General features: G+C 71.1%; 14 protein-coding genes. 8 read left to right on the top strand and 6 right to left on the bottom strand.

What is annotated here, in order from left to right:
• Window positions 1-413: 413 nt before the first annotated feature.
• The 3 genes from ACGH7X_RS31390 to ACGH7X_RS31400 all read right to left on the bottom strand — a co-directional run bounded on the left by ACGH7X_RS31390 (window position 414) and on the right by ACGH7X_RS31400 (window position 3,843).
• Window positions 414-1,892, bottom strand: a complete 1,479-nt coding sequence (locus ACGH7X_RS31390) for a catalase (protein WP_399891424.1) — start codon at window positions 1,890-1,892, stop codon at window positions 414-416.
• A gap of 187 nt (window positions 1,893-2,079) precedes the next feature.
• Window positions 2,080-2,973, bottom strand: coding sequence for a 2-hydroxy-3-oxopropionate reductase (locus tag ACGH7X_RS31395; protein ID WP_399891427.1), 894 nt, complete (start codon window positions 2,971-2,973; stop codon window positions 2,080-2,082).
• Window positions 2,974-3,003: 30 nt separating this feature from the next.
• The gene (locus tag ACGH7X_RS31400) at window positions 3,004-3,843 is read right to left on the bottom strand and encodes a TIM barrel protein (protein ID WP_399891430.1); all 840 of its coding nucleotides are present in this window, start codon (window positions 3,841-3,843) and stop codon (window positions 3,004-3,006) included.
• 139 nt (window positions 3,844-3,982) lie between these two features.
• Between ACGH7X_RS31400 and ACGH7X_RS31405 the strand changes: the two genes are divergently transcribed.
• From ACGH7X_RS31405 to ACGH7X_RS31435, 7 genes are all read left to right on the top strand, one after another.
• Complete coding sequence (locus ACGH7X_RS31405) at window positions 3,983-4,249, top strand: hypothetical protein (RefSeq protein WP_399891432.1); 267 nt, start codon at window positions 3,983-3,985, stop codon at window positions 4,247-4,249.
• Window positions 4,246-4,614, top strand: a complete 369-nt coding sequence (locus ACGH7X_RS31410) for a helix-turn-helix domain-containing protein (protein ID WP_399891435.1) — start codon at window positions 4,246-4,248, stop codon at window positions 4,612-4,614. Before ACGH7X_RS31405 ends, ACGH7X_RS31410 begins: the two co-directional genes overlap by 4 nt.
• Window positions 4,615-4,799: 185 nt before the next feature.
• Window positions 4,800-5,315: a 2-oxo-4-hydroxy-4-carboxy-5-ureidoimidazoline decarboxylase gene (gene uraD / locus ACGH7X_RS31415; protein ID WP_399891437.1), complete on the top strand. Its 516-nt coding sequence runs from the start codon at window positions 4,800-4,802 to the stop codon at window positions 5,313-5,315.
• Window positions 5,312-5,713 carry a hydroxyisourate hydrolase gene (uraH, locus tag ACGH7X_RS31420; RefSeq protein WP_399891440.1) on the top strand — a complete coding sequence of 134 codons (402 nt, stop codon included), beginning with the start codon at window positions 5,312-5,314 and terminating at the stop codon, window positions 5,711-5,713. Before uraD ends, uraH begins: the two co-directional genes overlap by 4 nt.
• A 7-nt stretch (window positions 5,714-5,720) precedes the next feature.
• Window positions 5,721-6,656 carry a factor-independent urate hydroxylase gene (gene pucL, locus ACGH7X_RS31425; RefSeq protein ID WP_399891443.1) on the top strand — a complete coding sequence of 312 codons (936 nt, stop codon included), beginning with the start codon at window positions 5,721-5,723 and terminating at the stop codon, window positions 6,654-6,656.
• 136 nt (window positions 6,657-6,792) lie between these two features.
• Window positions 6,793-8,181, top strand: coding sequence for an 8-oxoguanine deaminase (locus ACGH7X_RS31430; protein ID WP_399891446.1), 1,389 nt, complete (start codon window positions 6,793-6,795; stop codon window positions 8,179-8,181).
• A gap of 239 nt (window positions 8,182-8,420) precedes the next feature.
• Window positions 8,421-9,812 (top strand): nucleobase:cation symporter-2 family protein, encoded by a 1,392-nt coding sequence (locus ACGH7X_RS31435; protein WP_399891449.1) that lies wholly within the window; start codon window positions 8,421-8,423, stop codon window positions 9,810-9,812.
• A 73-nt stretch (window positions 9,813-9,885) separates the two neighbouring features.
• On the opposite strand, the gene ACGH7X_RS31440 is transcribed toward ACGH7X_RS31435, so the two are convergent.
• Window positions 9,886-11,337, bottom strand: coding sequence for an MFS transporter (locus ACGH7X_RS31440; RefSeq protein ID WP_399891452.1), 1,452 nt, complete (start codon window positions 11,335-11,337; stop codon window positions 9,886-9,888).
• 100 nt (window positions 11,338-11,437) lie between these two features.
• On the opposite strand from ACGH7X_RS31440, the gene ACGH7X_RS31445 reads away from it, so the two are divergent.
• Window positions 11,438-11,839 (top strand): winged helix-turn-helix transcriptional regulator, encoded by a 402-nt coding sequence (locus ACGH7X_RS31445; protein ID WP_399891455.1) that lies wholly within the window; start codon window positions 11,438-11,440, stop codon window positions 11,837-11,839.
• Between the two features lie 23 nt (window positions 11,840-11,862).
• On the opposite strand, the gene ACGH7X_RS31450 is transcribed toward ACGH7X_RS31445, so the two are convergent.
• Window positions 11,863-12,285, bottom strand: coding sequence for an acyl-CoA thioesterase (locus tag ACGH7X_RS31450; RefSeq protein WP_399891458.1), 423 nt, complete (start codon window positions 12,283-12,285; stop codon window positions 11,863-11,865).
• Between the two features lie 54 nt (window positions 12,286-12,339).
• The gene (locus ACGH7X_RS31455; protein WP_399891461.1) at window positions 12,340-12,990 is read right to left on the bottom strand and encodes a hypothetical protein; all 651 of its coding nucleotides are present in this window, start codon (window positions 12,988-12,990) and stop codon (window positions 12,340-12,342) included.
• Window positions 12,991-12,992: the final 2 nt, after the last annotated feature.

Consider the following 12,992-nt stretch of genomic DNA (forward strand, 5'->3'; position numbering starts at 1 on the left):
CCGAACGCCGAGCGGCGCCGGATGCGGGACCGTCCGCATCCGGCGCCGCTCGGCCGGTGAAGGTTCTTGAGGTTCTTCACGTGGTGTCCGTCCGGCGGCGCGAGGCTGGGCGCGACAGGTCGTTCGCGCCGCCGGACGGAGTCCTGGGGCCTCTTCGCGGGTTCCGAAGAGGCGGGGTGAGGCGGGGTGGCTGGGACCGCGGCGGTGCGACGGGCCGGAGCGGCTCCTCCCCTCAGGTCGTAGGAGGAACGTCCGTGCCCTTCACCACCGCACTGGCTCGCTGGCCGCCGCGGTCCTCGCCCTGCCCGCGCCCGCACCTCGCGGTGACCCCTCATCCGGGCCGCTTCGGTGCCTGCGCGGGCCGCGCGCACGGTCCCGGCCTCCCCGCCGGGTCCCGTGCGCGAGCCGGTGGGTCAGTCCTCGCGCAGGGCGCGGACCGCCTCCTCCACGCGCTTGCCGTACTCCGGGTCGGCGGCGTGGAAGTGCGCGAGGTTCTTGTCGACCACGTCACCCCGGGAGACCTGGGACAGGCCGCCGGCGATGTTCGCGATCAGACGCTTCTTCTCGTCCTCGCTCATCAGCCGGTACAGCTCACCGGCCTGGAAGAAGGGGTCGTCCTTGGTGTGCAGCGGTGCCTCGTGGGTGCCCGTGTGGCCGGACACCGGGAGCGGGGCCGCCGGCGGACGGCCGGTCTCGGCCGGACCGTCGTAGGAGTTCGGCTCGTAGTTCTTGGCGTACCGGTCCTGCGCGTTGGACGCCATCAGACCGTCGCGGCCGTAGTTGTCCGCGCCGCCGGGCACCGCCTTCGGGGCGTTCACCGCGAGCTGGGTGTGGTTGACGCCCAGGCGGTAGCGGTGCGCGTCCGCGTAGGCGAACAGCCGGCCCTGGAGCATCTTGTCGGGGGAGGGGCCGATGCCCGGCACGAAGTTGTTCGGGGAGAACGCGGCCTGCTCGACCTCGGCGAAGACGTTGTCCGGGTTGCGGTCCAGCACCAGCCGGCCGACCCGCTTGAGCGGGTAGTCGGCGTGCGGCCACACCTTGGTCACGTCGAACGGGTTGAAGCGGTAGTTCGCCGCCTCGGCCACCGGCATCAGCTGCACGTGCAGGGTCCACGACGGGTACACACCCCGTTCGATGGCCTGCACCAGGTCCGTCTGGTGCGAGGTCGGGTCCTGGCCCGCGATCTCCGCCGCCTGCTCGGCGGTCAGGCAGCGGATGCCCTGGTCGGTCTTGAAGTGGTACTTGACGAAGAAGGACTCGCCCTGGCCGTTCGTCCACTGGTAGGTGTGCGAGCCGAAGCCGTCCATGTGCCGGTACGACGCCGGGATGCCGCGGTCGCCCATCAGCCAGGTCACCTGGTGGGTGGCCTCGGGGGAGTGCGCCCAGAAGTCGAAGACGTTGTCCGGCTCCTGACGGCCCGTGAACGGGTCGCGCTTCTGCGAGTGGATGAAGTCGGGGAACTTGATCGGGTCCTTGATGAAGAACACCGGGGTGTTGTTGCCGACGAGGTCGTAGTTGCCCTCCTCGGTGTAGAACTTCAGCGCGAAGCCCCGCGGGTCGCGGACCGCGTCCGCGCCGCCGAGCGAGTCGGCGACGGTGGAGAAGCGCAGGAAGACCTCGGTGCGCCTGCCGACCGTGTTCAGGAAGTCGGCGTGCGTGTAGCCGGTGACGTCGTCGGTCACCTCGAAGTGGCCGTAGGCGCCGGAGCCGCGGGCGTGCACCACGCGCTCCGGGATGCGCTCGCGGTTGAAGCGCGCGAGCTTCTCGATGAGGTGCTGGTCCTGGAGCAGGAGGGGACCGCCGATGCCGGCGGAGGCGGAGTTCTGGTTGTCTGCGACCGGGGCGCCGGACTCCGTGGTGAGAGTTCGCGCCGTGAGCACGCGCTGCGACATCGTGGACCTTCCGTGGTCTTCCGTGCGAGGAGCGGCGGAAACTCGTTTCTGCTTCGTGGAGCCTAGATTTGGGGCGGGGGCAGGTCAACAGTTTGTTGAAGTGGGTTCCGGGCGGCGCCACCGCTCGGGCGCGACATGACAGGTGTCAGCGGCGGCGCCACCCGGAGGTCTCAGGGGACGCGGCCGGTCAGACCTGGTCGCCGGAGAGGCGCTCCACGGCCCGCAGCAGCGCCGAGTGGTCCAGGCCGCCGTCCCCCTGGGCGCGCAGCGAGGCGACCAGCTGGGCCACCACGGCGCCGACCGGCAGTGCCGCGCCCACGTTGCGGGCGGCGTCGGTGACGATGCCCATGTCCTTGTGGTGCAGGTCGATGCGGAAGCCCGGCTTGAAGTCACGGGCCAGGAAGTTGTCCTTCTTGCGCGTCAGCACGGTCGAGCCGGCCAGGCCGCCGCCCAGGACGTCCAGGGCGGCCTTCAGGTCCACGCCCGACTTCTCCAGGAAGACGACGGCCTCGGCGCACGCCTGGATGTTCACGGCGACGATCAGCTGGTTGGCGGCCTTCACGGTCTGGCCCGAGCCGTGCGGACCGCACAGCACGATGGTCTTGCCGAGCGCCTCCAGGAGCGGCTTGGCCTCGTCGAAGTCGGCCTGCTCGCCGCCGACCATGATGGACAGCACGGCCTCGATCGCGCCGGCCTCGCCGCCGGAGACGGGGGCGTCCAGGACGCGGATGCCCTTGTCCTCGGCCGCCTTCGCGAGGTCCACGGAGGTCTGCGGGGTGATCGAGGACATGTCGACCAGCAGCGCGCCGGACTTCGCGTTCTCCAGGATGCCGTCGGGGCCGTAGGCGATGGCCTCGACCTGCGGCGACGCGGGCACCATGGTGACGACGACGTCGGCGTCGCGCACGGCCTCGGCGATCGAGCCGGCCGCGGTGCCGCCGGCGGCGGCCAGGCGGTCGAGCTTCTCCTGCTCCAGGGTGAAGCCGGTGACCTGGTAACCCGCCTTGATCAGGTTCTCCGACATGGGGGAGCCCATGATGCCGAGACCGATCCAGGCGACGGAGGGAAGGTTGTTGCTCATGTCGGGGTGCCTCTCAGTACTCGGTGGTGATCAGCGGGCGGCGCGGGCCTCGTGGGGCAGCCAGTCGAAGGCCTGGGCGCTCGGGCGGTCGTCCGGCTTGTACTCCAGGCCGACCCAGCCGTCGTAACCCGCCTTCGCCAGCCGGTCGAGCAGCTCCTCCAGCGGGAGGGAGCCCGTGCCGGGGGCGCCGCGGCCCGGATTGTCGGCGATCTGGACGTGGCCGGTCTTCGCGGCGTACGCGTCGATCACCTGCGGGAGGTCCTCACCGTTCATGGACAGGTGGTAGAGGTCCATGAGGAACTTGGCGTTGCCGAGTCCGGTCGCCTCATTGACCTTGTCGACGACCTCGATCGCGGCCGGCGCCGACACCAGCGGGTACCGGGGGGACTCGGGCGCGTTGAGCGCCTCGACCAGCAGGATCGCGCCGATCCGGTCGGCCGCGCGGGCGGCGAGGACCAGGTTCTCCAGCGCGAGCCGGTCCTGCTCGGCCGGGTCCACACCCTCGACGCGGTTGCCGTACAGGGCGTTGAGGGCGGTGCAGCCCAGCGACGCCGCGAAGCCGGCGGCCACGTCGATGTTGGCGCGGAAGCGGTCCGACTCCTCGCCGGGGACCGACAGGGCGCCTCGGTCGGGACCCGGCAGCTGTCCGGCGTAGAAGTTGAGCCCGGTGAGCTGGACGCCCGCGTCCTCGATCGCCGACTTGAGGGCGTCGAGTTCGGACTGCTCGGGGGTGGGCGAGTCGATCCAGGGCCACCACAGCTCGACCGCGGTGAAGCCGGCCGCGGCGGCGGCCGCGGGACGCTCCAGGAGCGGGAGTTCCGTGAAGAGGATCGACAGGTTGACGTTGAAGCGCTGGTCTGCAAAGCCCATCGGGTGCCGCGCTCCCTTCCGTTCGATCGTGTTCCGCATTACGGAAGTTCGTTTCTGCTTAATGGAAGATTGCCGTCAGGCTTCCTGCCTTGTCAAGAGGGGGCGGCGGAAAGTGGTCACCCCGCGTTAGGTTGACCGCGTGCGATTGAGAGTGGAGTTCACGACCGAGCCCTTCGACCTGGACGAGGCGCCCGCGCACGCGGTGGTGGCCCGGGAGGTCGTCGAGGCCGCGGAGCTGGACGCGGTCGACGTCGGCCCGTTCGGCAACACCGCCGAGGGTGGCGCCGACGCGGTGCTCGCCGCCGTCGACGCGCTGCTGCGCAGGTCCCTGCACGCGGGCGCCACCCGGATCTCGCTCCAGGTCAACGTGGTCGACGAGCGCGTGGCCGAGGACGGCGACCGGTGACCGGCCCGGGGGAGGAGCCCTTCATCGCGGCCGTGAAACCCCTGGTCGACGCCATGGGCGGCGAGATGCTCCCGCCGGACGAGGCCGGCCAGGACGACGTCGTGCTCTCCTGGGAGGGCGCCGACGTCGTCGCCGTACGCCTGCCGCAGCTCGCGGACTCCCTGGACCACATCCTGGCCGCCCTGGAGCGCCGGCAGGGCAGGCCGCTCGCCGACCTGGACCGGCGGGCCAAGCAGGAAGTGGTGCGGATGCTGGAGGCGCGCGGTGCCTTCTCCGTGCGCCACGGCGTGGAAACCGTCGCGGGCGCCCTGGGGGTCAGCCGCTTCACCGTCTACAACTACCTCAACCGCGAGAAAGGCATCTGACCCGCGCGGGGTGCCTGACCCGAGCCTGGCGCCTGACCAGGCACGACTCCCTGAACAGCAAGCCGCCGTCCGGTGACCGGGCGGCGGCTTCCGTCACCCCGAATTTTCAACAAAGTGTTGACGGCGTGTTTCCGAGGGCGTTAGCTGTCGGCACGCCCGCTCAGCACAAGGCCACGGAGGCTCCCGTGACGTCCACTTCCGCGTCGGGCCTGGCCCGATTCAACACCCTCGAGGAGTCCGCGGCACGCGCCGAACTCCACGAGGCGTGCGCCTCCACGGCATGGGCCCGGCACCTGCTCGCCACCCGCCCCTTCACCACCCCCGAGGACCTCTACGCCGCCAGCGACGCCGCCACGGCCTCGCTGAGCGCCGAGGACCTCGCGGAGGCGATGGCGGGGCACCCGCCGATCGGCCGACCCGAACCGGGCGACCCCACCTCGTCCCGCGAACAGTCGGGCATGGCCTCGGCCGCCGACGGACTCAAGGCGGAGATGCTCGAACTGAACCTGGCCTACCAGGAGAAGTTCGGCCACGTCTTCCTCATCTGCGCCACCGGCCGGACCGGCGAGCAGCTGCGGGACGCGGCCCTGGAGCGGATCGGCAACTCGCCCGAGCAGGAGCGGGAGATCGTCCGCACCGAACTGGGGAAGATCAACCGCATCCGCCTGACCCGACTCGTCGAACAGGACGCCCGACCATGAGCACCAGCACCACCGCCTCCGTGTCCACGCACATCCTGGACACCAGCGTCGGCCGCCCCGCCGAGGGCGTCCCCGTCCACCTCGGTGCCCGCACCGGGCGCGAGGCGGACTGGAAAGAGCTCGGCGCCTCCGCGACCGACGCGGACGGACGGTGCAAGGACCTGCCGGCCCTGCCGGAGGGCACCACCCACGTACGGCTCGACTTCGACACCGAGACGTACTTCGCCAACAAACAAGCCGCGGCCCAGCAGGACGCCCCCGCGCTCCGGGACAGCGAGAACGGCCGGCCCGTGTTCTTCCCCGAGGTCACCATCACCTTCGCGGTGGTGCCCGGCGAGCACTACCACGTTCCGCTGCTGCTCAACCCGTTCGGCTACTCCGTTTACCGAGGGAGCTGACCGAATCATGACCCGTTTCGTCCTGGGACAGAACCAGTACGGCAAGGCGGAGAACCGCGTTGTCAAGATCACGCGTGACGGCGACACACACCACATCAAGGACCTCAACGTCTCCGTCGCCCTGTCCGGCGACATGGAGGAGGTCCACCGCAGCGGCTCCAACGCGAACGTCCTGCCGACCGACACCACCAAGAACACGGTGTTCGCCTTCGCCAAGGAGCACGGGATCCGGAGCGCCGAGGACCTCGGCGTCAAGCTCGCCCGCCACTTCGTGGACGACAACGCGCCCATCCACCGGGCCCGCATCCGCATCGAGGAGTACGGCTGGGAGCGGATCGAGACGTCGAAGGGCGGCGCCCGCTTCGTCGGCGCGGACGAGATCGCCCACTCCTTCGTCCGCACCGGCCAGGAGACCCGGGTCGCCCAGATCACCTACGACGGCCACGGCATCCAGGTGCTCTCCGGCTTCAAGGACCTGACCGTCCTGAACTCGACCAACTCCGAGTTCTTCGGCTTCCTCAAGGACAAGTACACCACCCTCCAGGAGGACCACGACCGCATCCTCGCCACCACCGTCTCCACCTGGTGGCGGCACAACTGGGACGGTGTCGACTCGCACGCCCCCGACTGGGACCGCTCGTACGGCGGGGTGCGCAAGCACGCGCTCCAGGCGTTCGCCGAGACCTACTCGTACTCGCTCCAGCAGACCCTCTTCGAGATGGGTGTGCGGGTACTCAACACCCGCGACGAGGTCGACGAGATCCGTTTCTCGATGCCGAACAAGCACCACTTCCGCTCGGACCTGTCGCCCTTCGGGATCGACAACGAGGCCAAGGACGGCGCCGTCTACTACGCCGCCGACCGCCCCTACGGCCTGATCGAGGCCACCATCCTGCGGGACGGCGCCGAGCAACTCATCCCGGTCGACATGACCAACCTCTGACCTGTTCTTCGACCATCTCGGCACCCGGAGCCGCAACGCGGCTCCGGCACTCAAATCCTCCTAGGGTCCTGCCGTGCCCTTCCTGTGGGTACTCGACTCCCCGCCCATGGGCCCCACTGAAAGACAAGGAAGCAGCATGGCAGCATCATCGGCAGCCGAGCGCACCGTCATCGAGAACTGTGCGATCGCCACCGTGGACGCGGGCGACACCGAGTACGCCTCGGGCCACGTGGTGATCGCCGGCAACAGGATCGAGTCCGTCGGCGCGGGATTGGCACCCGAGGACCTGGCGAACGTCGTACGCCGGATCGACGCGACAGGGCACCTGGTCACGCCGGGGCTGGTCAACACCCACCACCACTTCTATCAGTGGATCACCCGGGGACTGGCCACCGATCACAACCTGTTCGACTGGCTGGTCGCCCTGTACCCGACCTGGGCGCGCATCGACGAGCCGATGGCGTACGCGGCGGCCCAGGGCTCGCTGGCGATGATGGCCCGCGGCGGTGTCACCACCGCCATGGACCACCACTACGTCTACCCGCGGGGCACCGGCGACCTGTCCGGCGCGATCATCCGCGCCGCCCGCGAGACGGGCGTCCGCTTCACCCTCGCCCGCGGCTCGATGGACCGCGGCGAGTCCGACGGCGGACTGCCGCCGGACTTCGCGGTGGAGAGCCTGGACGGCGCGCTCGCCGCCACCGCGGCCACCGTCGAGGAGCACCACGACGCCTCCTTCGACGCCATGACCCAGATCGCCGTGGCGCCCTGCTCTCCCTTCTCCGTCTCCACCGAACTGATGCGCCAGGGCGCCGAGTTGGCTCGCCGGCTCGGCGTGCGGCTGCACACCCACGGCTCGGAGACCGTGGAGGAGGAGAAGTTCTGCCACGAGCTGTTCGGCATGGGCCCCACCGACTACTTCGAGTCCACCGGCTGGCTCGGCGAGGACGTGTGGATGGCGCACTGCGTCCACATGAACGACTCCGACATCGACGCCTTCGCCCGCACCGGCACCGGCGTCGCCCACTGCCCCTCCTCCAACGCCCGGCTGGCCGCCGGCATCGCCCGCGTCCCCGACATGCTCGCCGCCGGCGTCCCGGTCGGCCTCGGCGTCGACGGCACCGCCTCCAACGAGTCCGGCGAACTCCACACCGAGCTGCGCAACGCCCTGCTCGTCAACCGCCTCGGCGCCCACCGCGAGGCCGCCCTGGACGCCCGCAAGGCGCTGCGCCTGGGGACGTACGGCGGCGCCCGGGTCCTCGGCCGGGCCGCCGAGACCGGCTCCCTGGAGGCGGGCAAACTCGCCGACCTGGTGCTGTGGCGGATGGACACCCTCGCCCACTCCTCGATCGCCGACCCGGTGACCGCCCTCGTCTTCGGCGCGGCGGCCCCGGTCACGGCCTCGTTCGTGAACGGCCGGCAGATCGTCGAGGACGGCCGGCTGCTCACGGTCGACGAGGACGCCATCGCCCGCTCCACCCGGGACGAGGCACGACGCCTGGCGCAGATCACCGCGCAGGGCTGAACCCCGTACAACAGAACACCACTTGATCTCCGGCCGGGAGGGACGGCTCCCGGCCGGTAACCGTGGACCCGAGCGGGGTCCACGGTGGCCGACTCCGGGGCGTGCGCCCTGCGCGCACGCCCCCGGAGCGGTCCCCGTTTCCCCGAACGGTCCGTCCAGGTCCTGCACGACCACCATCCGCACCACCTCCATGACACCCGCGTCAGAGCCGACGTGTAACCGACCGGAGGAACGCCGCCGTGGCCGACCACCCTGTTGACGAGAAACTTCCGCCACTCAAGATGGCGACGACCGGCCTCCAGCACGTGGCCGCCATGTACGCCGGAGTCGTCGCCCCACCCCTGATCGTCGGCGCGGCCATCGGCCTGAGCGCCACCGAACTGACCTTCCTCACCGGCGCCTGCCTGTTCACCGCGGGCCTGGCCACCTTCCTCCAGACCCTGGGCATCTGGAAGATCGGTGCCAGGCTGCCCTTCGTCAACGGCGTCACCTTCGCCGGTGTCGCCCCCATGACCGCGGTCGTCGCCTCCACCGACGACAAGTCCGACGCGCTGCCGATCATCTTCGGCGCGGTCATCGTCGCCGGACTGCTGGGTTTCGTCGCCGCTCCCTTCTTCAGCAAGGCGATTCGCTTCTTCCCGCCGGTCGTCACCGGCACCGTCATCACGCTGATAGGCATATCCCTGCTGCCCGTCGCCTTCGGCTGGGCGCAGGGACCCAGTCCCACCGCGGACGACTTCGGATCGGCGACCAACCTGGGCCTGGCCGCGATCACCCTCGTCATCGTGCTTCTGCTGCGCCGCTTCACCCGCGGCTTCGTCAAGCAGATCGCCGTGCTGCTCGGCCTGGTCGCGGGCACGATCCTCGCGATCCCGTTCGGCGTCGCGGACTTCGGCCCGGTCGCGGACGCGGACGTCGTCGGCTTCCCGACGCCGTTCCACTTCGGCGCCCCGCAGTTCCAGATCGCCGCGATCCTCTCCATGTGCGTGGTGATGGTCGTCTCGATGACCGAGTCCACGGCCGACATGCTGGCCCTCGGCGAGATCGTGGACCGCCCGGCCGACGAGAGGACCATCGCGGCCGGCCTGCGCGCCGACACCCTGGGCTCGGCCCTCAGCCCGGTCTTCAACGGCTTCATGTGTAGCGCCTTCGCCCAGAACATCGGCCTCGTCGCGATGACGAAGATCCGCAGCCGCTACGTCGTCGCGGTCGGCGGCGGCTTCCTGGTCCTGATGGGCCTGTGCCCGATGGCCGCCTCGCTCATCGCCGTCGTACCCCGCCCGGTGCTCGGCGGAGCCGGCGTGGTCCTGTTCGGCTCGGTCGCGGCCAGCGGCATCCAGACGCTGGTCCGGGCGAGCCTGGACAAGGACAACAACGTCCTGATCGTGGCGGTCTCCCTGGCCGTCGGCATCATCCCGATCGCGGCGCCGGAGTTCTACCACTCGTTCCCGGAGAACGCCCGGATCATCCTCGACTCGGGCATCTCGACCGGCTGTGTGGCCGCCGTCCTGCTCAACCTGGTCTTCAACCACATCGGCGGCGGCGGGGAACGGGAAGCGGAGGACGTGACCCACCCGATGGAGGCGGGAGAGGAGATCACCGAGACCTCCCGGACCCCGGTCACACCGTGACACCGTGACACCGCAGACCTGACACGGCCGGGCCGGTGTCTCGCGACGCCCCGCGAGACACCGGCTTTTGCCGTCACCGGCTCCCGCCGGCACCGGTCCCGCCCGCGGGCTCCCGCAGAGCCGCCGCCGCCACCGCGAGCGCGACCACCGCGAACGCGGCCGCCACCCGGAACGCCAGCTGATACCCCTCGGCCGTCGCCGCCACCGTCCCGGTGCCCCCGCCGACCAGCCCTTCGGTCCGGCCCGCCGCCAGTGTCGACAGCACCGCCAGACCCAGCGAACCGCCCACCACCTGCGTGGTGTTGAACAACCCGGACGCCAGTCCCGCGTCCTCCTCGCGCGCCCCCGCCATCGCCAGCCCCGTCAACGCGGGCATCGCCGCGGCGAACCCGACCGCGAGCAGCAGCAGGGGCGGCAGTACGTCGGTGAGGTACGAGCCGTCCACCGGAGCCCGGCTCAGCAACGCCATTCCGGCGACGATCAGCACCAGCCCCGCCAGCAGCACCCGGTACGGCCCGAACCGGCCGACCGTGCGGGCCGACAGCCCCAGCATCAGCACCCCGATCGCGACCGGCGCCGGCAGGAACGCCGTACCTGTCGCCAACTCCCCGTAGCCGAGCACGCGTTGCAGATACAGCGCGCCGATGAACTGGAACCCGTACATCGCCGCGACCATCAGCACCTGAACGGCGTTGGCGCCGGTCAGCAGCCGTGAGCGGAACAACCGCAGGCGCAGCAGCGGACGCGCGGTGCGGGCCTGCCGGACGGCGAACCCGGCGAACAGCGCGCAGGCGACGACGGCCAGGAGCGCCGTGGTGGACGCCCCGCGATCACCGGCGCCGGTGATCGTGTACACCGTCAGCATCAGCGCGCCGGTGACCAGCGCCGCGCCCGGGCAGTCGGCGCCCCGGCCGAGTCCCGCGCCCTCGTCGGGGGCCAGGACCCGGACCGCCGCCAGCCAGGCGACCACGCCGATCGGCAGGTTGATCAGGAAGATCCAGTGCCAGCTCAGTGCCTCGGTCAGGGCGCCGCCGAGGAAGGTGCCGAGCGCCCCGCCGGCCGCGCCGACCGCACTGAACACCGCGATCGCGCGGGCCCGCTCCCGGGGCTCGGGAAAGAGCGCGACGACCATGCCGAGCACGACCGCCATGGTCATCGCCCCGCCCACGCCCTGGAGGGCGCGGGCGGCGATCAGCACCCCCTGGCCCGTGGCCACCCCGCACAGCACGGACGCCACGGTGAACAGCGCCAGCCCCGTGGTGAACATCCGCTTGCGGCCCACCAGGTCGCCGAGGCGGCCCGTCAGCAGCAGCAGCCCGCCGAACGGGATCAGATAGGCGTTGACGACCCAGGCCAGCCCGGGACCCGTGAAACCCAGGTCGTTCTGTACGGCGGGCATGGCGACCGTGACGATGTTGCCGTCCAGGATCGTCATCAGCGCCCCCGCGCACAGGACGACGAGGGACGCCCAACGGGAGTACGTTCTCCTCGGTGTCCGCGCCGGTGACTCGACCGTGCTCGTCATGGTGACATGCCCTCCGCTCTCTTCCGCACCCCTATGGGGCACGACTTGTAACGGGGACCATCGTGAGTAACGTAGGAGACCGGCATAAGGAGGCAGTTCGATGTCCCAGAGGAACACCGGTGTTACCTCCCAGGTCGTGAACGCGCACGCGTGCCCGGTCCGCGAGGTTCTTGACAGGGTCGCGGGCAAGTGGAGCGTCCAGATCCTGGTCGCGGCGGCGCACGGCCCGATCCGTTTCACGGAACTGGAGCGCGGCATCGAGGGCATCAGCCGCCGCATGCTCACCCTGACCCTGCGCAACCTGGAGCGCGACGGCCTGGTCACCCGCACCGTCCACCCCACGGTGCCGCCGAAGGTGGAGTACGAACTGACGCCCGTGGCGCGTGAACTGCACGCATCGCTGCAACAGCTGACGGACTGGGCCGAGCGCAACCGGCTGTACATCGCCGAGGCCCGCGCCGCCTACGACACGGAACACCGCCCCGAGCTGCTGGACACCTGATACCGCCGTACCGGTCTACAGGCCTACAGACCGAACAGCCCCGGCTCCGCCGCCAGTTCCTTGAAACGCTGCCGGGGGTCCGCCACCAGCCTGCGCTCGCGCAGGTCCATCAGCCCGCCGACGCCCTCGACCTCCGCGGCGAGGGTGCCGTCCGCCTTGCGGATGAGCTGCCGGATCCGGAAGGTCTTGCCCTCGCCCCACTCGAACGCACAGGTCACCGTGACCTCGTCACCGGCGAGCAGCTCCCGCCGGAACCGGATGGTCGTCTCCAGGGCCACGGGCCCCACGCCCCGGGCCACCAGGTCGGCCTGCCGGATACCGGCCGCCTGGAGCAGTGACCAGCGGGCGTGCTCGGCGTAGTTCAGGTACACGGACTGGTTCAGATGGCCCTGCGTGTCGGTCTCGTATCCGCGGACCGTCACGGGGACGGAAAACGGCTCGCTCACCGCTGCTGCCTCTCGTCGTGGACGTACTGACCGGTCGATCCTGGCACGGGTGCCTCACACCTTCCGAGGGGAGGCCAGCAGATAGCGGGCCCGCGTGCGCGGCTCTGTGTGCTCCCCGACCTGCCATCCCGCCCGCTCCAGCGTCGCCGCGCAGCCCCGCAGCGCGGTGCCGTCCGGCTCGTACACGGCGACGGCCTCCGGCTGCGGCGTGGCCCGCACCCGGTACCCGTCGTCGCCGGCCGGGCCCGCCGGAGGGTGCCCGGCCGCCTCCAGCGCGAGCGCGGCGGCCCGCACGAGATGGGTCCGCTCCCACCCGCAGGGCCGGTCCGTGCTCCCGTCGGGATGCGTCATCCGGCGCAGCTCCAGCAGCCCCTGCCAGGCGCCGCGCACCTCCCGCAGCCGGGCGGGCCCCGCGTCGCCCGGCGCGGCCTCCTCCCCGCCGACCCGCGCGGCGAACACGTCCCCGGCGGCCGATGCCGCGGGCGCCTCGGACGCCACCGCCACCACGTCCGGGCCGTCGGCCGCCTCCCGTATCCGGTGCCCGGCGGGTGTCAGGAAGTGGTCGTGCGGCGGGCGCGGATGCCGGAAGGCGAGCCCCCGCTTCACCAGCGCCGCGAGCTGCGCCTCGGTGCCCTTCACCCGTCCGGTACCGGGGTCGGCGGCGGCGATGACGCGCCGCTGCGCGGCGGTGGGCGACAGTGCCACGA

Source organism: Streptomyces sp. BBFR51, assembly GCF_044591655.1.
In the GTDB taxonomy this organism is placed as follows: domain Bacteria; phylum Actinomycetota; class Actinomycetes; order Streptomycetales; family Streptomycetaceae; genus Streptomyces.